At 58.3% G+C, this 23,637-nt stretch carries 20 protein-coding genes and 4 pseudogenes; 8 read left to right on the forward strand and 16 right to left on the reverse strand.

Annotation, left to right across the window (positions count from 1 at the left end; translation table 11 throughout):
* Window positions 1-95: 95 nt before the first annotated feature.
* Window positions 96-890, reverse strand: coding sequence for an SDR family NAD(P)-dependent oxidoreductase (locus tag PIB16_RS20920; protein ID WP_065654890.1), 795 nt, complete (start codon window positions 888-890; stop codon window positions 96-98).
* A gap of 10 nt (window positions 891-900) precedes the next feature.
* On the reverse strand, window positions 901-2,070 hold the full coding sequence (locus PIB16_RS20925) for a zinc-dependent alcohol dehydrogenase (RefSeq protein WP_065654891.1): 1,170 nt from the start codon (window positions 2,068-2,070) through the stop codon (window positions 901-903).
* A 182-nt stretch (window positions 2,071-2,252) separates the two neighbouring features.
* Between PIB16_RS20925 and PIB16_RS20930 the strand changes: the two genes are divergently transcribed.
* Together PIB16_RS20930 and PIB16_RS20935 are read left to right on the forward strand one after the other, a co-directional pair.
* Window positions 2,253-2,450, forward strand: coding sequence for a hypothetical protein (locus tag PIB16_RS20930; protein ID WP_065654892.1), 198 nt, complete (start codon window positions 2,253-2,255; stop codon window positions 2,448-2,450).
* Between the two features lie 23 nt (window positions 2,451-2,473).
* Window positions 2,474-2,679, forward strand: a pseudogene (locus PIB16_RS20935) (sigma factor-like helix-turn-helix DNA-binding protein); the annotation flags it as partial.
* Here the strand turns inward: PIB16_RS20935 and treZ are convergent.
* Complete coding sequence (gene treZ, locus PIB16_RS20940; protein ID WP_236761332.1) at window positions 2,659-4,464, reverse strand: malto-oligosyltrehalose trehalohydrolase; 1,806 nt, start codon at window positions 4,462-4,464, stop codon at window positions 2,659-2,661. The pseudogene PIB16_RS20935 and the gene treZ overlap by 21 nt on opposite strands.
* Window positions 4,464-6,017 (reverse strand): glycogen synthase GlgA, encoded by a 1,554-nt coding sequence (gene glgA, locus PIB16_RS20945; protein ID WP_065654893.1) that lies wholly within the window; start codon window positions 6,015-6,017, stop codon window positions 4,464-4,466. Before glgA ends, treZ begins: the two co-directional genes overlap by 1 nt.
* A gap of 723 nt (window positions 6,018-6,740) precedes the next feature.
* On the opposite strand from glgA, the gene PIB16_RS20950 reads away from it, so the two are divergent.
* Complete coding sequence (locus PIB16_RS20950) at window positions 6,741-6,920, forward strand: hypothetical protein (RefSeq protein WP_065654894.1); 180 nt, start codon at window positions 6,741-6,743, stop codon at window positions 6,918-6,920.
* Window positions 6,921-7,048: 128 nt separating this feature from the next.
* Window positions 7,049-8,819: pseudogene (locus tag PIB16_RS20955) on the forward strand (thiamine pyrophosphate-binding protein).
* A gap of 266 nt (window positions 8,820-9,085) precedes the next feature.
* On the opposite strand, the pseudogene PIB16_RS26800 reads toward PIB16_RS20955, so the two are convergent.
* From PIB16_RS26800 to PIB16_RS21010, 11 genes and pseudogenes are all read right to left on the reverse strand, one after another.
* Window positions 9,086-9,238: pseudogene (locus tag PIB16_RS26800) on the reverse strand (isoprenylcysteine carboxylmethyltransferase family protein); the annotation flags it as partial.
* Between the two features lie 388 nt (window positions 9,239-9,626).
* Window positions 9,627-10,325 (reverse strand): glutathione S-transferase, encoded by a 699-nt coding sequence (gst, locus tag PIB16_RS20965; RefSeq protein ID WP_065654960.1) that lies wholly within the window; start codon window positions 10,323-10,325, stop codon window positions 9,627-9,629.
* 163 nt (window positions 10,326-10,488) lie between these two features.
* A complete protein-coding gene (gene ggt, locus PIB16_RS20970; RefSeq protein WP_271046304.1) occupies window positions 10,489-12,246 on the reverse strand; it encodes a gamma-glutamyltransferase in 1,758 nt (585 codons plus the stop codon).
* A 307-nt stretch (window positions 12,247-12,553) separates the two neighbouring features.
* Entirely contained in the window at window positions 12,554-13,435 is an 882-nt protein-coding gene (locus PIB16_RS20975) for a carbohydrate ABC transporter permease (RefSeq protein ID WP_081307780.1), read from the reverse strand.
* Entirely contained in the window at window positions 13,432-14,520 is a 1,089-nt protein-coding gene (locus tag PIB16_RS20980) for a carbohydrate ABC transporter permease (RefSeq protein WP_065654897.1), read from the reverse strand. The genes PIB16_RS20975 and PIB16_RS20980 overlap by 4 nt, the downstream gene beginning before the upstream one ends.
* A gap of 13 nt (window positions 14,521-14,533) precedes the next feature.
* Window positions 14,534-15,802: a sugar ABC transporter substrate-binding protein gene (locus PIB16_RS20985; RefSeq protein ID WP_104679853.1), complete on the reverse strand. Its 1,269-nt coding sequence runs from the start codon at window positions 15,800-15,802 to the stop codon at window positions 14,534-14,536.
* Between the two features lie 83 nt (window positions 15,803-15,885).
* Window positions 15,886-16,253: pseudogene (locus PIB16_RS20990) on the reverse strand (EAL domain-containing protein); the annotation flags it as partial.
* A gap of 26 nt (window positions 16,254-16,279) precedes the next feature.
* Window positions 16,280-16,585 carry a hypothetical protein gene (locus tag PIB16_RS20995; protein ID WP_065654962.1) on the reverse strand — a complete coding sequence of 102 codons (306 nt, stop codon included), beginning with the start codon at window positions 16,583-16,585 and terminating at the stop codon, window positions 16,280-16,282.
* Window positions 16,586-16,705: 120 nt separating this feature from the next.
* Entirely contained in the window at window positions 16,706-17,098 is a 393-nt protein-coding gene (locus tag PIB16_RS21000; RefSeq protein WP_078052893.1) for a GFA family protein, read from the reverse strand.
* Between the two features lie 84 nt (window positions 17,099-17,182).
* Window positions 17,183-17,545: a hypothetical protein gene (locus tag PIB16_RS21005; RefSeq protein ID WP_065654901.1), complete on the reverse strand. Its 363-nt coding sequence runs from the start codon at window positions 17,543-17,545 to the stop codon at window positions 17,183-17,185.
* A 36-nt stretch (window positions 17,546-17,581) separates the two neighbouring features.
* Complete coding sequence (locus PIB16_RS21010) at window positions 17,582-17,794, reverse strand: hypothetical protein (RefSeq protein WP_139102961.1); 213 nt, start codon at window positions 17,792-17,794, stop codon at window positions 17,582-17,584.
* On the opposite strand from PIB16_RS21010, the gene PIB16_RS21015 reads away from it, so the two are divergent.
* Window positions 17,781-19,469, forward strand: a complete 1,689-nt coding sequence (locus PIB16_RS21015; protein ID WP_065654903.1) for a dihydroxyacetone kinase family protein — start codon at window positions 17,781-17,783, stop codon at window positions 19,467-19,469. The two genes, PIB16_RS21010 and PIB16_RS21015, sit on opposite strands and share 14 nt — an antisense overlap.
* A 55-nt stretch (window positions 19,470-19,524) precedes the next feature.
* On the opposite strand, the gene PIB16_RS21020 is transcribed toward PIB16_RS21015, so the two are convergent.
* A complete protein-coding gene (locus PIB16_RS21020; protein ID WP_003521846.1) occupies window positions 19,525-19,983 on the reverse strand; it encodes an Lrp/AsnC family transcriptional regulator in 459 nt (152 codons plus the stop codon).
* 123 nt (window positions 19,984-20,106) lie between these two features.
* Between PIB16_RS21020 and PIB16_RS21025 the strand changes: the two genes are divergently transcribed.
* The 3 genes from PIB16_RS21025 (at window position 20,107) to PIB16_RS21035 (ending at window position 23,592) form a co-directional block, all read left to right on the forward strand.
* The gene (locus PIB16_RS21025; protein WP_065654904.1) at window positions 20,107-21,390 is read left to right on the forward strand and encodes a cystathionine gamma-synthase family protein; all 1,284 of its coding nucleotides are present in this window, start codon (window positions 20,107-20,109) and stop codon (window positions 21,388-21,390) included.
* Between the two features lie 175 nt (window positions 21,391-21,565).
* Complete coding sequence (locus tag PIB16_RS21030) at window positions 21,566-22,963, forward strand: cache domain-containing protein (RefSeq protein ID WP_065654905.1); 1,398 nt, start codon at window positions 21,566-21,568, stop codon at window positions 22,961-22,963.
* Window positions 22,960-23,592 (forward strand): response regulator, encoded by a 633-nt coding sequence (locus PIB16_RS21035; protein ID WP_059761235.1) that lies wholly within the window; start codon window positions 22,960-22,962, stop codon window positions 23,590-23,592. Before PIB16_RS21030 ends, PIB16_RS21035 begins: the two co-directional genes overlap by 4 nt.
* Window positions 23,593-23,637: the final 45 nt, after the last annotated feature.

The following is a 23,637-nucleotide window of genomic DNA, read 5'->3' on the forward strand; positions in this document are numbered from 1 at the left end:
GCCTGGCGAAACGCGCCGCGGGTATGGCGACGCTCTTTGGACCCCTCCCTCCGCAATCCACTCTGCGGTTCACAGGATCCTCTTAAGCCCCAGCGTCACTTTCCTTCCCGGGCAGCCATTTTGCGGTGCTGTTTCGCGAGAATATCCGAAGGGGTCACGTTTGCCGCGGCCGATATCAGCTTGTTCTTCCAGCCGGACACGACGTCTCCGTCACCATTCATCATCGCATCGTAGCCGATTTGTGCAACGAAGCCGGGATCGTCTTTCTTCTGTTTGCCAACCGCCGTGTCGAGCATGTCCGCGCGCTCGAAAAACGCTGTCTCGGTCGCGCCGGGCATCAGGCACGTGACGGTGACCCCGGTGCCATCCAGCTCTTCGCGAAGTGCGAATGAGAAGGAATTAATGAAGGCTTTTGTCGCGTTATAGACCGCCTGAAAGGTGCCGGGCATGAAACCGGCAATGGAGCCCGTGAGTAGAATCCGGCCGCTGCCGCGCTGGCGCATGCCGCTGCCGATCGCATGCACCAGCGCAACGGTACCGCTGATATTGGTGGCTATCACCCGCTGGACCGCATCCATTTTCTGATCGAGAAAACCGTTGCCCAGCCCCTGTCCCGCGTTCGCAAACAGCAGATCGACCGGCCACTCTTTCGTCGCTATGCGGGAGAGAAGTTTTTCCACGCCTGCCTGTGTCGAAAGGTCGGCTTGCACGGCCTCCACTTCCGTTCCCGCTGCCCGCAACTGTGTCGCCGCCGTTTCGATTTCCGCCTCGTCAGCCACGATGATGAGATTGTAGCCGTCCCGCGCCGCGCATCTTGCCAGTTCGTAACCGATGCCTGAGGAGGCGCCGGTGACGACAGCAAGGCCTTTGATTGATTTTTCCGCAGGCATGATTCTTCTCCTATGGCTTCAGGACGACTTTGATACAGCCGTCGTCGCGGTGGCTGAATGTTTTATAAAGATCAGGACCTTCATCGAGGGTGGCGCGGTGGGTGATGACGAAGGAGGGGTCGATCTCTCCCTTCTCGATCCGACCCATAAGGGTGGGCAGATAGGCCTGCACCGGTGTCTGAGCCATCCGGAATGTCAGGCCGCGATTGATCGCGGAGCCCATCGGGATTTTGTCGAGAAAACCGCCATAGACGCCGACGATCGAGACTGTGCCGAAGTTGCGGCAGCAATAAATAGCCTGCCGCAGCACATGCGGGCGGTCCGTCCCCATGAATGTCGCCACCTTGATACGGTCAAGACGGGAATCCCAGCCGGCGGCCGGATCCGGTTCCGTCCCCACGGCGTCGATGCAGGCGTCTGCGCCCCGGCCATGGGTTAATTCCATGATCTGCTCGTAAATATCGTCATCCAGATAATTCAGTGTGAGCGCGCCGGCGGCGGCGGCAAGGGCGATCCGTTCCGGCACGGAATCGATAGCGATGACCCGTTCCGCACCCAACAGGAAGGCGGAGCGGATGGCCATCTGGCCGACAGGACCACAGCCCCAGATCGCGATCGTATCGCCGGGCTGGATATTACAGAAATCCGCCGCCATGTAACCGGTCGGGAAAATGTCTGACAGAAACAGCACCTGCTCGTCTGTCAGCCCGTCGGGAACCTTGATAGGCCCGACATCGGCATAGGGAACGCGCATATATTCGGCCTGGCCGCCGCTGAAACCTCCCAGAAGGTGCGTGTAGCCGAACAGCCCGGCGGGGGAGTTTCCCCACATTTCCCGGACCTTATGGGGGTTGGGGTTGCTGCGCTCGCAGCCGGAGTAAAACCCTCTTTTGCAGAAGAAACACTCTCCACAGGCAATCGTGAAGGGAACGACAACCCGGTCTCCGACCTTCAGCGTCTTATTGTCCCTACCGACATCGACGACTTCGCCCATAGTCTCGTGGCCCATTATATCGCCACCATGCATGTCGGGCATGATCCCGTTGTAGAGATGAAGATCGGAACCGCAGATTGCGCAGGCGGTCACCTTGATGATCGCGTCGCGGCCGTCCTCGATTTGCGGATCAGGGACGCTCTCACAGCGAATGTCGTGTTTGCCGTGCCAAGTCAGTGCCTTCATGATCGGTGTTCCTTCTGGATCGGTGGAGCAGCGGGTGCGCCGGGTTCACGCCTAACCCGGCCCCATCGTCAAAGTTCCGGGGCTGTTCGAGCGATGGCGGCTGGCGGTGCGCCGTTAGAGAGGGAACAAGCTTGCCGGAGCGAAGTTAGACCGCCTATCTTTCCACGATCCGGAGGCCAGCCTTGACCCAGCCAGTTGAGTACGAAACCAGCAACAGCCTGAACATCGAAGCTGCGACCCCCAAGGTGATCAGGATCATTGTAGACGAACGCACCGTGCTTGAGGGTGTTTTGAACACCGGCAGCGTTTTGACGGTGCAGACGAAAGATGGCGCCGAGCCACAATCCATCGAACTTGTGATCGAGGACCTCGCACGGTGAAGATTGTGGTTTGCGGCCGGATTACCCCTGCCAGCAAGGAATGGCGTGTGCGGCATCAGGAGGTCATGCGGCTATCCGCCATCTCGACAAGGACCAGAAAAAAGCTCTGCTGCTCGTGGCGGCAGGGACGGGTTATGCCGATGCCGCCGCCATCTGCGGCTGCCGGGTGGGCACCATCAAAAGCCGTGTCAACAGGGCGAGGGAGTCGCTACGTCGAAATCTGGACTGAGCGCGGTCCGTCAACTGCAAACTGTGCCGCATAACCTCCGTAGTTTGTGTTATTGATGCTGCCATACTGGTGAAGGAGTTTTCCCTTTACCGGCGGCAGCTCACATGTGTTTGCCGAAAGATTTGCCCGCATCTGGAGCCGTCCCATTTGGAAATGCCAGTCGATTGCAAGGCATTTTGACTCACATTCGAGGACAACACCTTTCTCGAAGTGAGAGCAAAGGAGAGGCCAGATGTGCCAGCGCCGTTTTGAAAGCAACGCGGTCATCCTCGCCCTTGCCAGTTTTCCATCGGTCGTTTCAGCCCCTTGCCAGTTCAAAGTCGAAAGCTGCATCGTGTGGGGATCGTTTGGATCACGTACCAGCTGCCGGGCATTGGGTGGGAGTTCTCCCTGGAACATTTCCGCCTGTTTAAGCCGATTTTCTATTTCCTTTTCTCGGTCGTCATCCGGATGGTCGGAGAAAAAGAAAAAAGGGTTGGCCGAGCCATGGTCGTCACCCATGAAAATTAACGGCGTCTGTGGGGAAAGGAGTAGAATTGTTTCAAGCGTCTCAAAGAGGGGCAGCGCAATAAGGGCACGAAGCCTTTCACCGCGTAACCTGTTTCCGGCCTGATCATGGTTATGGAGAAAATTCACGAATCGTTGCGGTGGCAGATGGTCACTCGGTTCTCCGCTGCTGCCAAAATCCCGGGAAGGGCGCGGTTCGCCCTGGTAGACAAAACCGGTCGCAAGCGAGCGGCAAAGCTTGTCATAGGGCCGTGCCGCGAAGTCGCCATAGATGCCGCCCTTTTCCTTCGTGGTCGCAACATGGACGACGTGGTGAAAGTCATCGTTCCACGGCGCATCAATCAGGACGGTGCCATCAGCCAAGGGCGTCATTGGCGAGGCCGCGTTTCTCGCGTCCTCTATGACCAGATGCACATGCCTGTTTCTTATTGTCCGCTTCACCTCTCGCGCCATCTCGATGAGGAAATCGACCTCTCCGCCGCCGCCAGCGAGATGATCAGCGGCATCGATCCGCAATCCGTCGAAGCGATAGGTCTCGAGCCAGTAGAATGCGTTCTGAAGAAAGAATGACCGAACTTCGGCCCGGTTGAAGTCCGGCGCCGGTCCCCATGGTGTCTCATCCTTCTTGAAAAATGCCGGCGCGTAGGCCTGAAGCGTATTTCCTGCGGGGCCGAAGTGATTGTAGACGACATCCAGCAGCACCATGATACCGTGGCCATGGGCTTGATCAATGAAGGCCTTGAGCTCGTCTGGGGAGCCATAATCCCGTTGGGGTGAAAATTGCAGGACGCCGTCGTAACCCCAGCCGCGACTTCCAGCAAAGGTCGCAAGCGGCATGAGTTCGATCGCGGTAATGCCCACGTCTGCGAGATATTCAAGTTTCTCCGCCGCGGCCGCAAAGGTGCCCTCGGGTGTAAAAGTCCCGATATGGAGCTCATAGACGACTGTTTCGTGCCACGGTCGGCCCTTCCAGTCCGGGTTTTTCCAGGCGAAATCATGGTTGACGATCAGGGAGGGGCCAAGCGGGCCTACCTGTTGCTGATTGGAAGCGGGATCTGCAACCCTCGTCCGGTCGGCCAGCACGAAGCAATAGCGATCGCCGGGGAGGGCGCGTTTTGTGATGTGGTGCCAGCCATCACTAGCCGTTTGCATGTCGAATTCCGCATCGTTCAGCCACAGTTTCACCGCTGCTGAGGCGGGTGCCCAGATGCTGAAATCCGTGTCGCCGGATTGATTGCGCTGCGCGCCCCATTTGCGGTAATTCGCTGCATTCATCATCAAAGCCTCCTGTTGCCAGTGGCCTGACCTGTTGGTGATCCCAGGGTTCCCGCCTGCCGTCTGTCAGCTCTTATCTTTGCAAAAGTCTCGGGCCTAATATCGGCGACAGCACCCGTTTTGGGCCTGTTGTCGCCGACAAGGCTTTCAAAAAGCGCCATATACTGTGCGGCACTCTTGTCCCAGGAAAAATTGGCCCGCATGGCTTGTGCCTGAAGCCGTCTGAAAAGTTCTCGGTCACTATAGGCACTGATGGCACGATCGAGCGCCGCGCGTAGATCGTCCTCATTTGCGGGCTCGAATTGAAAGCCTGTTGCCACGCCCGCCTCAATGGCTGCGTCATTCGCATCGATGATGGTTTCCGCTAGCCCACCAGTGCGGCTGACGATGGGCAGTGCGCCGTATCGCAGGGCGTAAAGCTGTGTCAGGCCGCAGGGTTCGAACCGTGAAGGCTGGATAATGAAGTCTGAGCCAGCCTGAATCATATGCGCCAGACGCTCATCGTAACCGATATGGGCGCAGACCAGTTCAGGATAACGTTTTGCCAGCGCGCGCAAGCTGTCTTCCAGTGCGGTGTCGCCTTCTCCGTGAATCACCAATCTTCCTTTTCTCGCAATGATAAGTGGAACGACCTGAGGGAGGAGGTCGATGCCCTTTTGCCAGGTCAGACGGCTGACCACACCGAAAACAGGGCCTTGGGTCGGGGCGAGGCCAAGGGCCTGAAGCAAGGCATATTTGTTAAGGCTCCGGCGCGTGGCCGTCGCAGCCGTGAAATTTGTAAGAATGTAGGGGTCTGTTGCCGGGTCCCAGACTTCCTGGTCGACACCGTTGACGATGCCACGCAGGTCCTCGCGCCGCGTGGCAAGCACGCCGTGCATACCCATTCCCATTTCCGGTGTCAGAATTTCTCTTGCGTAAGTGGGGCTTACTGTCGTTACGGCCGACGCGGTCGTCAGGCCACCCTTTAAAAACGACAGGTCGCCATAATATTCGAGGCAATCGACGGTACAGAGATGTTGGGGCAACTCAAGCATACCCGCCCGCTCGAGTGGATATTGTCCCTGAAATGCGAGATTGTGAAGGGTGAGGACGGAGGGCACCGTCGCCGCCGACTCCGCGATATAAACGCAGGTCAAGGCCGCGTGCCAGTCATGGGCATGAACAAGATCAGGCTTCCAGTCGTCAATCGCGCCGAGGGCAATTTCCGCCGCCGCCTTGGACAGGACCGCAAAGCGCAGATCATTGTCGGCAAAAGGTTTGCCATTCATGCCATAGGGAGGACCTTCCCTGTCAAACAGGTCTGCCGCTTCAAGAAGCAGAAGCTTGTGACCGTCGGCGTCAAGGGAGTAAACCGATACCGCTTGCTTTAGAATATTGGCGACCAGACACGGCTTCTTGCCGCGGACGAGCGGCGTGAGCCTACGGTAGAGGGGTAGCAATGTACGAACTTCCGCGCCGTGTCTTGCTAGTGCCTCCGGCAGAGCGCCTGCCGCATCGGCCAATCCGCCGGTTTTGACGAATGGAAACATTTCGGCCGTGACGGCAAGAATCCGCATTTGGCGCCTCCAGGGAACGTATTGATCTCAGACTGCGAGGAGCCCGGAAAAAGGTTGGTGCAACCAGCTCGCCTGCCCGGAACAGGGGACCCTACCTGTCCTGCTGCTGGCCTTTATGTGTCGTGTCTGTTTTGATGTTGCCTATCGGTTTGTCTGGGTGTTGTCGGAAGAGGGATCTTCTGTGCTCTGACGGCCATTGTCGCCGGGATCGTGATGGCTGCGGTTTTCTTCAGGAATGCAGAGCGTTTTCCTGGTCATGTTACACCTCTCCGGGTACAGGTTCCGTGGAGCGACCCGAACCTTGCTTGCAGAGGTTTGTTCCCGTCCGCCGGCTACGTTTTATCCTGCGCGCAAGTAATTTAGGGATGCACCGAAATATAGAAACGCCGCAAGCTCCGACGGCGAGGTGCTGGGTCGGGCGACGTCTGCACGGCGTAGAGCAGGGTCGTGTTCCGCGGACACAACAGTGTTGTCCGCTGCCTTAACGATATTGCTGTCGTTCAGGAAAATTCCGGCTACAGGGAAACCTCCAAAGGTAGACGTACGCAAGTGTACAGACGGCGATTGCGACGGCCCTGCGCGCGACAGCCGGGCTCGGGGCCGTTCCGTCAATAGCTCCTCACGAAATATTAAATCTCGGAACTCCCGTGGCGCGGCATGGTTGGTCTAGGGCGCGCCACAGGGTGCGCAAGTGAAAAATCACCATATGAGGAGTGACATATCATGCCAAATCAAGGTGGTACGCACGAACAGCACGTGAAGGCCGGCCAGCAGAGCCACAAGAACAGCGACAAGCGTTCGCAGTCGGCATCGGCCTCCAATAATGACGACAATGGCAAGACCCGCGGTGGCACGCATGAGCAACATGTGAAGGCGGGTCAACAGAGCCACAAAAACTCCTAACGCTGACAGACTGGAAATCCCCGCGCGTCGTGGGGATTTCCTTGTTTTACTCCCTGACGGGACAGGACGTTTCATGACCGCTTTCGATGGCCAGTCTGGAACGACCGCCGAGAGTTGAGGAACTGATCATGACGACCGCAGCAGACGTTCTGGTGGAAACCTTGATCGAATGGAAGGTCGACACGATCTTCGGCCTTCCGGGAGACGGCATCAATGGCGTCATGGAGGCGCTTCGCAAACGTCAGGATGCGATAAGGTTTGTCCAGGCCCGACACGAGCAATCCGCTGCCTTCATGGCGACGGCCTATGCCAAATGGACCGGCAGGCTCGGCGTCTGTCTTGCCACTTCGGGTCCCGGTGGCACCAATCTTCTGACCGGTCTTTATGACGCCAAGCTGGACCAGGTTCCTGTCCTCGCGATCACCGGGATGCAATATCACGACCTGATCGAAACTTTCATGCAGCAGGACGTCAACCTGACCCGCGTTTTTGAGGATGTCAGCATTTATAACACCGTCGTCAGCGATGCTGCGCATATGGAAAATGTCGCCAGCCTCGCCTGCCGCACGGCGATCGCGCGGCGTGGCGCATCTCTCGATAGCAAACGACACGCAGGAAAAGCCAGCCGAGGAAGGACGGTCTCGCCGTAACCTGCCCAGGCATGTTCCGAATGACTGGTTCGCGTATCGTCCGAAACCCGCTGACGAACTCATCCACGAGGCGGCATCCTTGCTCAATCGTGGCAGTAGGGTTGCGATACTTGCCGGACGCGGTGCCCTTGGCGCTGAGAAAGAATTGAAGCGAACAGCCGAACTGCTTGGCGCGCCGGTGGCGAAAGCTCTTCTGGGCAAGACGGTCATGGATGATGACGACCCCTTCACCACCGGCGGAATTGGCATTCTGGGAACCTCCGCCTCCCAGGACATCATGAAAAATTGCGATACCCTGCTTATCGTGGGGTCGACATTTCCTTACATCGAATTTTATCCCGATCCAAATACAGTCAAGGCGGTTCAGATCGATCTTGACCCGCAGCGAATCGGACTTCGGCATCCCGTGCAGTGTGGCCTGGTGGGTGACGCAGGTGACATACTGAACCGGTTGAATTCCCTGCTGGAAAAAAAGAGCGACCGGAGTTTTCTGGAAGCCGCGCGGAAAGGGATGCACACCTGGCGCGAACAGATGGACGCCCTGACATCGGAGCAATCAACACAGTTGAAACCGCAGCCAGTGGTGCGTGCCTTCGGCAGGCGTATCGATGGAGACGGAATGCTTGTGACCGATTCCGGTCAGAACACGGAACTGGCTGCGCGTCACATCGACTTGAAAACCAGCAACGCCTTTGCCGTTTCGGGTGCGCTCGCCTCGATGGCCTCCGGCTTGCCCTACGCCATTGCCGCCGGATTGGCCTATTCCGGGCGTAACGTATATGCGGTTGTGGGCGATGGCGGGCTTGCCATGCAACTCGGCGAATTCTCCACCGCCGTCCGGCATCGGTTGCCTCTGAAGATTCTGGTTATCTGCAATGGGATGCTGAATCAGATTGCATGGGAGCAGATGATGTTCCTCGGCCATCCGCAATTCGCATGCGAACTCGCACCCATAGACTTTGCCAAAGCGGCCGATGCAATGGGTGGAAAGGGTTTTACGATTTCCGGGTTTGACGAGATAGAACCGGTCCTTGACGCGGCGTTCGCCGAGGATGGCCCTGTTATTATCCAGTCAATTGTCGATAAATACGAGCCGATGATGCCGCCGAACATGCCGGGCGACTATGCGGCGAACTTCAAGAAGGCGCTGCCCGATACGCCGGGGCATCGGCAGATAGAAGAGAATATGGCGCGCGAGCCGCTGCAGACAATGATGCTTGGAGAAGGTCTGCCAAAAGCTGACCCGTGATAACCGGTGGCATATCAGCTGTCCGACGCGACAGAGCCATGGTGGAGCAATCATCTCTGCGCGCTGCCAATCCTTGCGCTGAGGCGTTCGTCGATTGCGTTCATTCGCTCGATTTCGACCCGCTGGCCACGGGAAATTTCCGAACAGAACGCCATCAGTTCCGGGCAGTGATCGCCGCTTTCCGGCACGCCGACCGCCACGTCCACTGTAGCGGTCGGCCGCACTGGCGAGGATATTGTTAGTGCGCGCTCGGACCGACATGGGTTTAAAGCAGCGTTCACAACTATCAGCCGCCAGTCAATGTCGAACGAGCCCGGCGCGCGACGAAACGCTCTGCCGCCAACCCCCAACAGCAGCGCTCCTAGATGGATGAAGGGCGGAGGGAAGTGCACACCCGCGCTGTCTGGTTCGACGGCCATGCTCATCTCCAATCTTTCTCAAACCAGCATCGACTGCTGGGCAAAGGTACACGCCATCGCGCCTTGCCATGTACAGATCGATGCAGGCCATCGCGCGGATCAGAGGACGACAGACACTTCAGACCCATTCCGTCAAACGGAGTCTGCAGCCTGCTGAGTGACAAATGGATTGTGCCGGTTCTTTGGCGTCGTTCTCTCGCGGAAGATCATCGGCTCCGCTTTTGAAAAGAGGTAGGCTTGCGCCATCGGACTTCTGTAATGACATTGGTGTTGGTTCGGGTTCCTTTCAACTTCGTGGCTGTGAAATGGTGCGTCGGGGGTGCGTATCTCTTCAAGACTTTTGTCCGGCTGGATGGCAGACAAAGCGATGGCGCCGCGCAGACGTGAATCAACCCGTTACCTTTCGGAGCGATTTCTCAATCTCTCCTCCGCAATAAGCGTTGCCGTATTCCTCGAAACTTTTATCGTTCAAGGCGGCCAGCGAAGTTGTGGCTACCACTCTTCTGGAAAGGCCCCAGATTGTAGGTGACGTATCCTCAATGATGCCCTGAATGACAGGGAACCGGTCGGCGACCGTAGTCCAAAGGATTGCAGTCGCTATATCTGCTACGCCAATCTTTTCTGTTCCGAGCATAAAGCCAGAAGTAGGGCTTAAGCCGTTTCGTGCCCCGGTATCCGCGAAAATACGGATCCATTTTTGCAGGCGTGGGACGAACCCTTCCCATTTTTCAGGTGTCCACATTTCGCGCCCGCCGTTGAGAGTCAACTCATCAAGGACATCGTTGGCATCGTTAACGATCTTGGCGCTGAGTGCGCGGCGCTCAATAGTTGTCGGCAACATATCCAGCCGCTCACCCAGGTAGATGGCGATCGCCGGCATCTGGGAGATCGCGAAATTGCGCTCACGGTCAATCAGAACCGGTGGCCCCATGAAGGCAACCGGCTGCTTTTCCACCGCACAATCCATAATATTTTCAATCGCATCGGCATCGTGTTCATCCCAGGAGTACCCACAATGGGCTAGAATTCCGCGGATGAACTGACCTCTAAAAGGAACTGGCCAGTAATAAAGGGCGAAGTTTTTCATGCCTTCCTCCATTGGTCGTGCAAACATCGAACGGCGTTGGTTGTTACCAGTTCCCCGACGATTTCCTCGCTAAAACAGAACACCCTGCGGGGTAATCATCTAACCTCCACACGAACGCTATGCTCAGTCTCTTCAGGCCGCCGTTTTTCCGCAGGCTGAGCGTTCACTCCCCCATCACCACTCCCTCGCGTCGTGGGTCGGCGCTGCCGGCCAAGCCTTCGGCGGTGATTTCGACAGCATGCAGACCGGAATTCATCTCACCCGGTTTCACCTCGTAACCAAGCGCCTTCAGCGGACCGGCCAGTTCTTCCGCGCTGGTGCCGGCCTCGATGTCATAGGTACCGAACCGGTTGATGAGATGCGGCTGGGCGACGATCACTTCCACCGGCATGCCCCAGTCGATATAGGCGATCAGCGCCTGCGCCACATAGCCGATGATCTGGCTTCCTCCGGGCGAACCAATGGCGAGCAGCGGTTTTCCATCCTTCATCACGATAGTGGGGGCCATGGAGGAGCGCGGTCGTTTACCGGGTTCGACGCGGTTGGCGATCGGCAGACCACCGTCATGCGTCTTGAAGGAAAAGTCCGTCAACTCGTTGTTCAGCAGGAAGCCATTCGTCATCAGACGCGAGCCGAAGCCGCTTTCGATCGTCGTCGTCATCGAGACCACGTTGCCTTCCTTGTCGACGATGACGAAATGGCTCGTCGACGGCAACTCAAGCGCGGCATCCCGGCCGAAAAGCAGCGCGTGGTCCCATTCCGGCTCACCGGCCTTGACCGCGTCTTTGGCCAGCGCCTTGTCGCCGTCGAGCAGCTTTGCCCTCTCGCCTAGATAGGTCTTGTCCAGCATGCCCTTGACCGGTAGCGGCACGAAATCGGTGTCAGCGACGTAACGCTCGCGGTCGGCGAAGGCGAGACGCTGCGCGTCGCCGATAATGCGCCAGCTTTCGACATTTTTCGGCCCCAGCGACCTGAGATCGAAATTCTCCGCCATGCCGAGCATCTGGCCTATGGCGATGCCGCCTGACGATGGCGGTCCCATGCCGCAAACGTCAAGTGCACGATAGACAAAGCACACTGGCTCGCGCTCGATGACGCGATAGTTGGAAAGATCGGAAAGCGACAGCACGCCAGGATTGTCGGCTGCCTCGCGCACGGTCTTGACGATCGCCTCGGCAATTTTCCCCTTGTAAAAGGCATCGGCGCCGCCCTTGGCGATCGCTGCAAGCGTCTCGGCATAGGCCGGGTTCTTCAACCGAGCACCGGCCTGCAGCGCGGCCCCGGAGGTGTCGAAGAAATAGGACCGTGCCTCTGGATATGTCTTCAGCCGGTCACCCTCTGATGCGATCAGAGAGGCAAGGCGCGGCGACACCTGAAAACCTTCGGTCGCCAGCGTTTCCGCAGGCTTCAGCAAGCTTGCCCATTCGGCCTTTCCATAGCGTTTGTGAGCTTCCTCCAGAAGTCGCACCGTTCCCGGCGTGCCAACGGAACGACCGCCGATGACTGCGTTCATGAATTTAAGCGGCTGACCTTTGTCATCCAGGAAGAGCTTTGGCGTGGCTTCCAACGGTGCCGTCTCCCGGCCGTCCAACGTCGTCAGCCTGCCGCTTTTAGCGTGGTAATAGACGAGGAAGGCGCCGCCGCCGAGACCGGAACTCTGCGGTTCAACGAGGCCCAGCACAGTCTGCACCGCCACCATCGCATCTATGGCGTTGCCGCCCGCGGCGATCACGTCGTGCCCCGCTTTGGTCGCGAGCGGATTGGCTGCGGCGACCATGAAGTTCTTCGACTCGACACGTTTGGCGGTGGCAAGCCCGGTTGCCTTTTCCGGCGCCACCGTGTCGGACGCCTGCTGGGCGGAGGCGATTGCGGTGGAAAACATCAAGGCAACAACAGCCTCACAGAAAAATCTCATTTTCATCGGCCTCATCCTTCAGAGCGGCGCAAACCATGAATGTGAGAAGGGCAAATCTCGCAGGGCGCTTAAGATCAACTCTCGGGCGACTGCTCTTCCCGGTCAAACATTCGATTTTAATGGCAGTGTAATCAGCCAATCTGGAACGACGATCTGCCGGGCGCCGTTCAGCGTTCAAGTTCGTAAGAAAACACAACAGCCTCCGGGTTGGCCAGAATATTCGGCGCTAATGGAATGCAGCAAGCTCCCGCAAGTCCCAGTGTATTCTCACTAAAGCCCTGTGTCAGGCCTTCACCCCGTGCAGGATGAGGCGCTATCCCTTTATCCCGCTTGCCGCGATACTGGAGATGAACAGCCTCTGCAGGCAGAGATAAAAGATCAGCACCGGCAGCGTGATGATGGTGAGATAGGCCATCACCTCACCCCAGGGTGTGTTGAGCTGGAAGAAATACTGCAGCCCCACCATCACCGGCCTGTAGGCCTCGGACTGGGTAACGAGAAGCGGCCATAGATATTGCTGGCTGTACATGACGAGAAACTTCAGGATCGCAGCCGTTGCGATGACCGGGCCGCTGAGCGGCATCACCACCTGTGCGTAAATCCGCAGCCAGCCGGCCCCGTCGATGCGCGCCGCCTCCAGCAATTCCTTCGGCAGATCCTTGAAATATTGCACGAAAAGGAAAATCGTCAGCCCGTCTGCGATCCATGGGATGATCTGCACATGCCACGAATTGAGCCATCCCCAGGTAAACCCGTTGCTGCCGATCCATGGCAGATTGTTGACTTCCAGCAGCAGCGGCACGGCAATGGTTTCAAAGGGAATGATGAGCGTGGCGAGGATGATCGAAAAGAGAACATCCTTTCCGCGCCAGTTCAAAAAGGTGAAGGCGAATGCGGCAAGCGAGCCAAGCAGCAGGGCGAGAAACACGGTAACGGCCGTTACCAGAACCGAGTTGAATATGAAGGTCGCAATCGGCGCCCGGGCGAAAGCCGCGGTGTAGTTTTCAAGCGACAGATCTCCAACCGGCAGGAAAGCGCGTATCGAGGTCGCATCACTGAGCAGCTGGTCGTTCGGTTTCAGCGACGAGAAGCCCATGAACAAGAGAGGCAAAATGAAGATCGCCGCGAAAGCGAGCATGAGCACATAGTTGCCGATGAGAAAAGCGAGGCTCTTGCGTTGTCCGGCCTGCATCATTGCTTCTCCCTTGTCAGGTATCGTTGGGTCAGTGAGATGCACAGGACAAGCAGGAAGAGGACGACCGAGATTGCCGAACCTGCCGCGATGTCCTGCTGTCGATATCCCCGCTCAACCGCCTGATAGACGATGCTTTGCGTCGAATCGCGGGGGCCGCCTTTGGTCATCACATCGATCTGCGCAAAAAGGGCAAAAGCCTGCATGGTAATGACGATGATAATTAGCACGGCCGTGTTGCGCAGCAGCGGCCAGGTTATCATGCTGAACTTCTGCCAGCGGCTCGCGCCTTCGATATCGGCTGCCTCGTAAAGATCCGGAGAGATAGTTTGCAGGCCGGAAAGCCATATGACCATGTGAAAACCGACCCCCTGCCAGACGGACATGACGAGGATGGCCCACAGGGCGGTATCGGTTCTGCCCAGCCAGTCGACTGGCTGGAACAGCCCGAAGCTCATGTAACTCAAAAGGCTGTTCAGGAGCCCGTTATCCGCCGCATAAATAAACCGCCAGAGCAACGCCACCACCACAACCGACAGCACGACGGGCATGAAGTAGACCGCGCGGAAAATCGTGACGCCGGGAATCTTCTGGTTCACCAACAGGGCAAGAAACAACGCCAGCGCCGCCTGAACCGGGGCAACGACCGCCACGAAGGAAAGCGTGTTGACGAGCGCTGTCAAAAACACGACGTCGCGCGCCAGAATGACGATCTGGTTCTCACCCCAGCTGAAGCTCTTATATTCCCGCATCCCGTCCAGATGGGGATAGTCTGGATTGTTGCGGGTGAAAGTGCGAATTCGCGGATAGGAGGTTGCGCCATCCGCATCCTGCTTGAGGCTCCCATCCGCCTCCCTTTCCGGCTCAAGCTTCAGCACGCCGATACCCAGCAGCCGGGTGTAATTTTCAACGCCGACAAACTCGGTTGGATTGGGAGATGTCAGCCGCTGGTTGGTGAAGGAAAACCCGAGCCCCAGCAGAAAGGGCGTGATCAGGAACAGCCCGATCAGCGCCATCGCCGGTGCGGCCATGAACCAGCCCGTAAAGCTGTCCCGGGTCAATTTCCCCTTTGAAGACAAGAGCGCCATCGACAACCTTCCCCTATTTGGGTTGGTAACCGGAATTGCGTTCTATGTTGTTGTTTATCTCGTCGGCCGCGTTGTCCAGCGTATCGGCGACATCCGCGCCATTGGCAATGTCTGACACCGCTTTGGAAAACACCGGCGAGATGAAGGCGTAGGCCGGCGTCACCGGGCGCAACGTTCCCTGACGCTTGGAGAGCTCGAAGAAAACTTCGAGCGGGCCGCCCTGTTTATAGTTCTCCGTCATCTGGGCTGCCGAAGACGTGGCCGGGATAAGGCCGATCGCATCGGAGAACTGCGCGAGATATTTGTCCTGTATGGCGAACTCGATGAAGGCGGATGCGCCTTCGGGATGCTTGCTGGTGGCCGATACACCAAACTGCCAGGATCCTGCACCGATCTTCGGACCGTTCCCGAAATCAGGGGCAGGCAGGAACAGCAGGTCGTCTCCATATTTCTCCAGAGCCTTCACCGCAACCCAGTTGCCCATCCATTGCAGCGCGTGACGGCCTTCCAGAAAGCCGGTTTCATGGTCGGCAGGCGATTGCGATGTTCCGGGTGCCAGTTTTTTCTGGAACAGGGACTGCCACCATTCTCCGAACTTGATGGCATTGTCTCCGTTAAGGGCGTTCTCGGCGGTTTGATAATTTTCCTTGTCGATCAGGCTTCCGCCGAAGCTTTCCAGAAATGGGCTGAAGGCATAGCTGTACCATTCGGTTTTATCGGCCATACCGAGGTCGATCGCATATTCGAACTTGCCGCTGGCCGCGAGCTTTTCGAGCGCGGCATTAAATTCCTCGCCGCTCCACGGCCGGTCCAGCGTTGGAATGCGAATGCCATTTTCATCGAGAACCGATTTGCGGGCAAAGACCGCGACAGCCGCGTCCCACAGGCCGACCGAATAGAGCTTGTCTCCCCACTTTCCCACCGCGCCGGGCAGGAAATTGGCAAGCTTTGCCTCGTCGATCTGCAGTGGCTGCAGATAACCGGACCAGGCCCAGTTCGGCATGTTCGGGCCGTCGACATCCAGAATGTCTGGCAGCTTGTTGGAGAGCGCGGCGGCGGTGACGGATTCGTTATAGGCGGTTTGGGGAAATTCCTGAAGCGAGACCCGCCAGTCCGACTGGGACGAATTGAAGTCCTCGATGATGCCGGCCAGAATCTTGCGTTCTTCCACATTGCCCGCGCCGTGATACCACATAGTCAGGTCGGTCTGCGCCAGTGCCACAGTGGAAAAAAGCGTCGTCAAGGCAGCGGCTGCCCCCACAAAAATGGCTTTGGTGATCATAGATTGTCCTCCTCCTGAAGAAGAGTAACTTCAACATCTACCGATTGTTCCGCAGAAAATTTGCGTTCTGGCGCTGCACCTTCTCAAGAACGCGACCAGAAGAAGCGTTCGAAAAATAAACAGCACGGAGAAGTGAAGGAGCCGAGCGAAAGCGTTTCGGGGGCAGGCCGGGCCCTCGAAAAAAGCCAGCCCTGAGCGAAGTCCACGCCGTGTTCCCGCAGATGGGCTGCCTGCTCCTCCGTCTCGATACCTTCGGCGACGGTGAACAGGCCAAGTTCACACGCCATTCCGGCAATATGCAGCGTAACGGTGCTAGTTGCGGATTTCCTGCCAGTCGTGTCGACGAAGGACTTGTCGATCTTCAGGGCATCCATGGGGAGCCCTGCAAATATTGAAGGCTGGAATAGCCGGTGCCGAAATCGTCTATCGCGATGGAATGTCCCGCCTTGCGCGGGCTCATTGCTTTGGCGTTTATCCTCAGATCCCGGACCCATCAAGCTCCCGGGCATCGTCACCTTCCCAGGGAGCGGGCATCGCAAGGCCATCGGTATTGGCTGAGGGCATAGGCATCCAGCACTTCAATTCCGGCTCCGAGTATTCGATGATCCGCCCTGGCGACGAGTCTGAGGCACGCCAGCCTTCTGAACCGTACTGGTCGCCCTTCGACCAGTACGCAAGGTCTACTTGGGATGGCCCTTGTTCGGACGGACGTATCGTAATGAGAATCCGATCTCCGTTTTTCGGCGCGCTTGCCATATGGCGCCATCGGTGTGGTTGATCCATCATTTCCCCCATCGTTCAGGCATTCAAGTCTCACCTCACCGTCCAAGAGGGTCAACTCAAACTTTGTATGACCCTGTATCGATCCGACGGAATTCGACGTCCCTGCAATGAATTTGCCCGTTAACGTTTCTCTCCAGAATCTCGAAAAGAAAGGGAAACCCAAGCATGGCGGGTCTCCTCATAAACGCTCTGAGTTGGTTCCATAGCGCTTGCATCTTCAAAACAGCCCAAGGCGATGGCGACGAGATTGGGCCGAAATTCCGGTATCCAATAGACGGTCGATCCACAGACGGGGCAGAAGCGGAACTCCAGGCTCTTCCCGCTATCTCCGGGCCGCATGTAGGTTTGGTATTCTCCCGACGCAGTAACTTGATCGGCTTCATAAAATACCGCGACACCGAACGCTGAGCCGGTACGATGCTGGCACGCACGGCAGTGACAAACGGAGACCTTGCGGGGTTCTGCGTTTGTCACGACAGTTAGCTGACGACATGAGCAATGGGCCAAGCGCAAACTGTTGCTCCCAGTTCTAAATCCCCGAAATATGGCTTTCGAGGCCCCTCCACCACTCACCGGCAGGAACCGCCCCTCCGGATCTCAGGCTTCGACAGCTTCGCTAACATCATCCAGAAGAAAATGCACGATCACATAGCGTGTCGTGTATTTCTGACCGCTATCGGAGACGCTTTCGATGCTGCCGCCGTCGGAAGGGTGCCATTTCTGGTAGTGGGGGTTGTTGGCGATCAGCGTAATCGCCTTGTCAGAGAACCTGCCGTTCAGCCGGTAGCGGGCCTCTGCGAGATGCCAGATATTTTCAAAATCCTGCTGGCTGATCCGGGCTTTCAAGGCCTTTCTGGATATTGTTTTTCCGGGCGAACCATCGTCATGCGCCGTCGATGGAATATGTAGGTCAACCTCTTCTGCACCGTCCAGCAGAAACGCAAATTCGTCTGGCCACATCCGTCTCACGTATCGCTCCTCCCAAAGCTTACCGTCCTACAGCGCGATCATGATAGCGCCTCCGCCGCGAGAGGCAATGGCGGATATGCACCTGTGTTTCCCTCGCGCGCCCTCAATCGATGTCGCGAGTTCGAATAGCTGGAACTTGAAATTGGCCGGGAGATCGTGCTTGTTCACGGTCAGCAGGGGCACGTGCGCGTCCCGCCGGTCGACGAACTGCATCGAGGAGTAAGGCATGAAGAAGCTCATCAACGATCCAGCCACCGTCGTGCGGGACATGCTCGAAGGCGTGGTGGCCCTCAGCCCCGCGACGGTCCTGCTTGCGGATGAGAATGTCGTTATCCGGTCTGGCCTTCAGGCCCCGGAAAAGCGCAGGGTGGCGGTGCTGTCGGGCGGGGGCAGTGGGCATGAGCCAGCCCATGCGGGTTATGTCGGCGCGGGCATGCTAACCGTTGCGGTGGCAGGCGATGTCTTCACCTCGCCAAGCACCGATGCGGTTCTTGCCGGCATCAGGGCTGCGGCCGGACCCGCCGGCGCTCTGGTTATCGTCAAGAACTACACGGGCGACCGGCTGAATTTCGGATTGGCGGCCGAGCTGGCGCGAGCTGAAGGAATTCCGGTCGAAATCGTGGTCGTTGCCGATGATGTCGCCTTGAAGGACACAGTTCCCGACGACCGCCGCCGGGGTATTGCAGGCACAGTGCTCGTTCACAAGCTCGCCGGCGCGGCCGCGGAGCAGGGACTTCCCCTTCAAGAGGTGGCTCGCATCGCCCGGGAAGCCGCCGAAAAATTGTCCTCCATGGGAATATCGCTGGGCTCCTGCACGCTCCCTGCCGTCGGCAGGCCGGGCTTCGTCCTTGGTGACGCTGAAATCGAAGTCGGGCTCGGCATCCATGGCGAGCAGGGCGTCCGGCGGATGTCCATCGCATCGGCGGACGAGCTTGTGAAGCTGGTCCTCGAGACGATCGAAGCCGATGGCAGGCTGAAGAGCGGAGACCGGGTTGCGCTTCTGGTCAACGGACTGGGATCGACGCCGCCAATGGAACTTGCGGTCGTGGCGCGATCCGCCATCACACGCCTGGAAGCAAAGGGCGTCGTGGTCGAACGGGCATGGGCCGGTACCTTCCTCTCCGCCCTCGATATGCCCGGCTTTTCTTTGTCGGTCATGCATGTGGACGACGCAATGCTCAACCTCATCGATGCGCCGACCGACGCCGGCGCATGGCCGCGCGGCGGTGCGGTGAACCGCAACCGCGTCTTGCCTTCGGCAGGTGTCGAGAAGAGCGTGACTGCGGAAATCGAAATAACAGCAGCCGGTGAACGACTGCGTTCCGCGGCGGAGCGGGTCGCCCGAGCCCTGATCGCTGCAGAGCCTAAACTGACGCAGCTCGACAGTGTTACGGGCGACGGTGACCTTGGGACAAGCATGGTGCGAGGCGCCGAAGCAATATTGGCGCTGCCGGGGGAGAGCTTCGCAGATGTGTCCGGTGGCTTGATGGCGATGGCGAATGCGATGCGGAAGGCAATCGGCGGAAGCTCGGGCCCCTTTTACGCCACGGGCCTGATGCGCGCTTCGCGCCATCTTGCCGGGATCGAAAAGCCGACGGACCAACAGATGGCGGAGGCGTTCGTGGCTGCCGTTCTTGCCGTCTCGGAACTCGGTGGTGCGAGACCGGGGGACCGTACGATGATAGATGCGCTTCATCCGGCGGCGGAAACGTTCCGGGACAGGCTCGCAGCCGGAGCTTCTGCCGACGAGGCCTGGCGATCCGCCTCGGCGGCAGGCATCGCAGGCGCCGAGGCGACGACGTCGATGAAGCCGCGGCTCGGGCGCGCGAGCTATCTTGGCGAGCGGGCTATAGGACATCCCGATGCGGGAGCTGTCGCCGTCAGCATCTGGCTTGAAGCAATCGGGAACGATTAGCGCCGATGGGCTGCGAGCCTGATGAGAAAGCGGGTTGCCGCCGTGGCCGCGAAGCTCAGATGCGCCGCGCCTTGATGGTGTTCATGACGAAGCTGGTCTCGATAGTCTCGACGCATTTCAGCTTTGCAATCTTGTCCTTGATGAAACGCTCGTAATCCTCCAGCCCACCGCACATGACCTTGAGCATGTAGTCCCTCGGACCCGTGACGAGATGACATTCGAGAACCTCGTCCCAGTCAAGAACGGCTGCCTCGAACATCCGGATTTCGTCATCGTGCTGGCGGCTGAGGCGGACGGACGCAAGGGCGGTCATGGTCCATCCCTCGATTGCCGGATTGATGATCGCGGAGTACCCTTTGATGGCGCCCATCTCTTCTAGGCGTCGAAGCCGCCGCAGGCACGCCGATGCCGACAGTCCGACCCGCTCGGCAAGTTCGTTGTTCGTGATCCGCGCATCGGCAGACAATTCCTTGAGTATCCGCCTGTCGATCGGGTCTGCAATTTTTTGCGACATAAATGACCGTTCTCCGCAATATATTGCTTCATGAGATAACTTGACGCTTCAGAATGCAAGGTATTTTGGTTTCACTGCGTGTAACCTGCGGGTAGTTCAACGCCAGCTCAGGGATCATCGGAAATGACCGCGCCGCATCCGTCCAAAACCCATATCGGCAACCACGCTCTCCATCCTGAAACCCAGATGCTCAATTACGGTTATGATCCGGAATTGTCGGAGGGCGCCGTCAAGCCTCCCGTGTTCCTGACATCGACCTTCGTTTTCAAATCGGCGGAAGACGGGCGCGACTTCTTCGACTACGTCTCCGGCCGCAAGGAGCCGCCGGAGGGCAGGGGCGCGGGCCTCGTCTATTCGCGCTTCAACCATCCAAACAGCGAGATCGTCGAGGATCGTCTTGCGGTTTATGAGCGCACCGAGAGCTGTGCGCTGTTCTCCTCGGGCATGTCCGCCATTTCGACAACGCTTTTCGCCTTTGTCCGGCCCGGTGACACCGTGCTGCATTCCCAGCCGCTGTATGGCGGCACGGAGACGCTGCTGGCCAAGACCTTCCATAATTTCGGCGTCTCGGCGGTGGGTTTCGCCGATGGTGTCAGCGAAACCTCGGTGATGGCTGCCGCAGAAGAGGCGATGGCGAAAGGCAGGGTCTCCGTCATCCTCATCGAGACCCCCGCCAATCCGACAAACAGCATTGTCGATATTTCGATGATGAGCCGGGTCGCCGATGTGATCAGCGAAAGGCAGGGGCACAGGCCAATCATCGCCTGCGATAATACGCTTCTCGGCCCGGTGTTCCAGCGGCCCATCGAATACGGTGCGGACATCTCGCTCTATTCGTTGACGAAGTATGTTGGCGGGCATTCCGACCTCATTGCCGGGGCAGCGCTCGGCCGGAAGGATGTCATGAAACAGGTGAAGGCATTGCGTGGAGCAATCGGCACGCAGCTCGATCCGCATTCGTGCTGGATGCTCGGACGTTCCCTTGAGACGCTGCAGATCCGGATGGAGCGGGCGGACAGCAACGCCAGGGTCGTGGCGGAATTCCTGAACACGCATCCCAAGGTCGAGAAAATCCATTACCTGCCGTTCAGCGATCCGGCGTCCGCGGTTGGCAGGGTATTCGCTGCTCAATGCTCCGGCGCGGGATCGACCTTCTCGTTCGACATCGTCGGCGGGCAGGCCGCATCTTTCAAATTTCTCAATGCGCTCAACATATTCAAACTCGCGGTAAGCCTCGGCGGCACGGAGTCTCTTGCGTCTCACCCTGCAACGATGACGCATTCGGGAGTTCCTGCCGATGTCCGCCAGCGCATCGGTGTGCTGGATTCCACGATCCGGCTGTCAATCGGCATCGAACATCCCGACGATCTTGTCGCCGACCTGACGCTTGCCCTGGATCAGGCCTGACGAGGGAACGCGGCTTACCCCACGCGCCACAGAAATGATTGAAAGCTGCCCTCAGGTTGCAAACCGGGATAGGGTCACTCACGGTCGCGTCGCGCGGCTCGCTTTCCAACGTCGCCGATTTGCGGCATTAAGTGTTGTGAAGTGAAGTGTGCAAGATGAATGTGTCGGGGGGCGCATGAAACTCAGGAGCCAGATTCTCGCATTGGCCATCGGGCCTCTCGTTCTTGCGATTATCGTCATCACAGCGCTGATCACGTGGCAGTCCATGACGCTGGCGCGCACGAGCATCGATGCGTTCGAACGAAACATGCTCGCGGCAAAGGAGGCTGAACTCCTTAACCTCACCAATCTTGCCCTTTCGGCGATCCGCTCGGTCTATGACAGGGCAGGACCTGATGACGAGGCCGCGAAGGAAGAGGTCAAGCGCATCCTGACCGGTCTCGACTACGGCACTGACGGCTATTTCTTCGTCTATGACTATGACGGGCTGAACGTGGTCCATCCGCGACAGAATTTCCGTCCGGGGAACAATTGGCTGGATCTCCACGATCCCGATGGCAACCGGGTGATCTACGATCTGATCGTCGAGGCGAAAAAGGGGGGAGGGCTGGTCCAGTACAAGTGGGAAAAGCCTTCCACCAAAAAAATGGCCGACAAGCTTTCCTTTGCGGCCGGCCTCGACAAATGGCGCTGGATGATCGGTACCGGCGTTTACCTCGACGACGTTTTTGCGACGACGGCAGCGGCGAAGGAGGAGTTGCGGCATTCGATCACCTGGAACTTCCTGATCGTCGCCCTGTTTGCGGTTCCCGCCGTATTGCTGGTGTTTGCCACCTGCATGTTGCTCAATCTGCGCCAGCAGCGGCTGGCGGATGGGCGGCTCAAGGAATTGATGCAAAGGATCATCGATACCCAGGAGGAGGAGCGTCTGCGCATTGCCCGGGAGCTGCATGACGGCATTTCCCAAAATCTTGTCGGCGTGCGTTTTGCGATCGATCTCGCGCGGCGCAAGGTCACGCCGGATAATGTCGGCGCTGTCGAGGCAATCGGCAAAGGCGCCATTGCGCTGAACGAAGCGATCAAGGAAGTTCGCCGCATCTCGCACGATCTTCGCCCGCGTGTCCTCGACGATCTGGGGCTGACGGCGGCTCTGGAATCCCTGATCTCGAGTTTTTCCGAACGCACGGGAATCGCGGCGACGCTTGAATCGGTAGCCTTCAAGCATATGCTTGTCCCGGAGGCACGGGTTGCGCTTTACCGTGTCGCACAGGAGGCGCTGACCAACATCGAGCGCCATGCCGACGCAACGCAGGTCGCCATCCGGTTTTCCAGTCGCGACGAACGGGTCCAGATGGATGTCAGCGACAATGGCCGCGGTTTTCCTGCCGTTCGGACAGAAAACGGGATGCCGGCGAGCAAGGGGCTCGGTTTGAGAAACATGCAGGAACGCATGACGCATTTCGGGGGCAGGCTGGATGTCGAAAGCTCCGCCAGGGGAACCGTTCTGCGGGCAGTGTTGCCCATTACCGCCATGAAGGATCGCAATAGCGGCCTACAGGAGGCCGCCGAGTGACCGTTCATCCGATCCGTGTGTTGTTGATAGACAACCATCCTCTGGTTCTGGATGGGTTGAGGGCCGTCCTCGAGACTTACGAGCATCTCGCAGTCGTCGGAACCGCCGTGTCCGCCATGGCCGGTATCGACGCGGCTGTCGCCACGCGGCCAGATGTGGTGCTGATGGATATCAACATGCCGCAGATCAATGGCATCGATGCCCTGGAGCTGTTTAAGGAAAAGCAGCTTTCCGCCCGGGTGCTGATGCTGTCGATGCATGACAGCCGGGAATATATATCGACATCGGTCATGTATGGTGCGGCCGGTTACATTCTGAAGGACGTGGCGACCGAAGAAATAGTCGCCGCAATCGAAACCGTGGCTGCCGGCGGCACCTATTTTTCCTCTGGCGTTCGCGATGTGCTGATGGAGGGGTCTTCGGGCAGGCTGAAGGCGCTGACGACACGCGAGCAGGAGGTTCTGCTGCTGATCGCGCGCGGAAAGAGCAATCGCGACGCTGCCCTGGCGCTCGACATCGCCGAGCGCACGATGGAAACCCATCGCAAGAACATCAAGAGGAAACTGGATATAGCGACGACCGCCGGTCTCATCCGCTATGCGATCGATAACGGGCTTATCAAAGAATAGCTGCTAGAGGCCCGAGGCCCCGGAATGTCGCCATTCGGGGGCCTC

It is taken from the genome of Agrobacterium sp. ST15.13.015 (assembly GCF_027871645.1).
Lineage (GTDB): Bacteria > Pseudomonadota > Alphaproteobacteria > Rhizobiales > Rhizobiaceae > Agrobacterium > Agrobacterium leguminum.

Bases quoted from the DNA above. Each gene is read 5' to 3' on its own strand.
- PIB16_RS20975 (WP_081307780.1), bottom strand. From the start codon at position 13,435: ATGATGCAGGCCGGACAACGCAAGAGCCTCGCTTTTCTCATCGGCAAC.
- PIB16_RS20925 (WP_065654891.1), bottom strand. From the start codon at position 2,070: ATGAAGGCACTGACTTGGCACGGCAAACACGACATTCGCTGTGAGAGC.
- PIB16_RS20985 (WP_104679853.1), bottom strand. From the start codon at position 15,802: ATGATCACCAAAGCCATTTTTGTGGGGGCAGCCGCTGCCTTGACGACG.
- PIB16_RS21010 (WP_139102961.1), bottom strand. From the start codon at position 17,794: ATGAGCTTCTTCATGCCTTACTCCTCGATGCAGTTCGTCGACCGGCGG.
- PIB16_RS21030 (WP_065654905.1), top strand. From the start codon at position 21,566: ATGAAACTCAGGAGCCAGATTCTCGCATTGGCCATCGGGCCTCTCGTT.
- PIB16_RS20920 (WP_065654890.1), bottom strand. From the start codon at position 890: ATGCCTGCGGAAAAATCAATCAAAGGCCTTGCTGTCGTCACCGGCGCC.
- PIB16_RS21020 (WP_003521846.1), bottom strand. From the start codon at position 19,983: ATGTCGCAAAAAATTGCAGACCCGATCGACAGGCGGATACTCAAGGAA.
- treZ (WP_236761332.1), bottom strand. From the start codon at position 4,464: ATGATGAATGCAGCGAATTACCGCAAATGGGGCGCGCAGCGCAATCAA.
- gst (WP_065654960.1), bottom strand. From the start codon at position 10,325: ATGAAAAACTTCGCCCTTTATTACTGGCCAGTTCCTTTTAGAGGTCAG.
- glgA (WP_065654893.1), bottom strand. From the start codon at position 6,017: ATGCGGATTCTTGCCGTCACGGCCGAAATGTTTCCATTCGTCAAAACC.
- PIB16_RS20995 (WP_065654962.1), bottom strand. From the start codon at position 16,585: ATGGATCAACCACACCGATGGCGCCATATGGCAAGCGCGCCGAAAAAC.
- PIB16_RS21025 (WP_065654904.1), top strand. From the start codon at position 20,107: ATGACCGCGCCGCATCCGTCCAAAACCCATATCGGCAACCACGCTCTC.
- ggt (WP_271046304.1), bottom strand. From the start codon at position 12,246: ATGAAAATGAGATTTTTCTGTGAGGCTGTTGTTGCCTTGATGTTTTCC.
- PIB16_RS20980 (WP_065654897.1), bottom strand. From the start codon at position 14,520: ATGGCGCTCTTGTCTTCAAAGGGGAAATTGACCCGGGACAGCTTTACG.
- PIB16_RS21015 (WP_065654903.1), top strand. From the start codon at position 17,781: ATGAAGAAGCTCATCAACGATCCAGCCACCGTCGTGCGGGACATGCTC.
- PIB16_RS20950 (WP_065654894.1), top strand. From the start codon at position 6,741: ATGCCAAATCAAGGTGGTACGCACGAACAGCACGTGAAGGCCGGCCAG.
- PIB16_RS21005 (WP_065654901.1), bottom strand. From the start codon at position 17,545: ATGTGGCCAGACGAATTTGCGTTTCTGCTGGACGGTGCAGAAGAGGTT.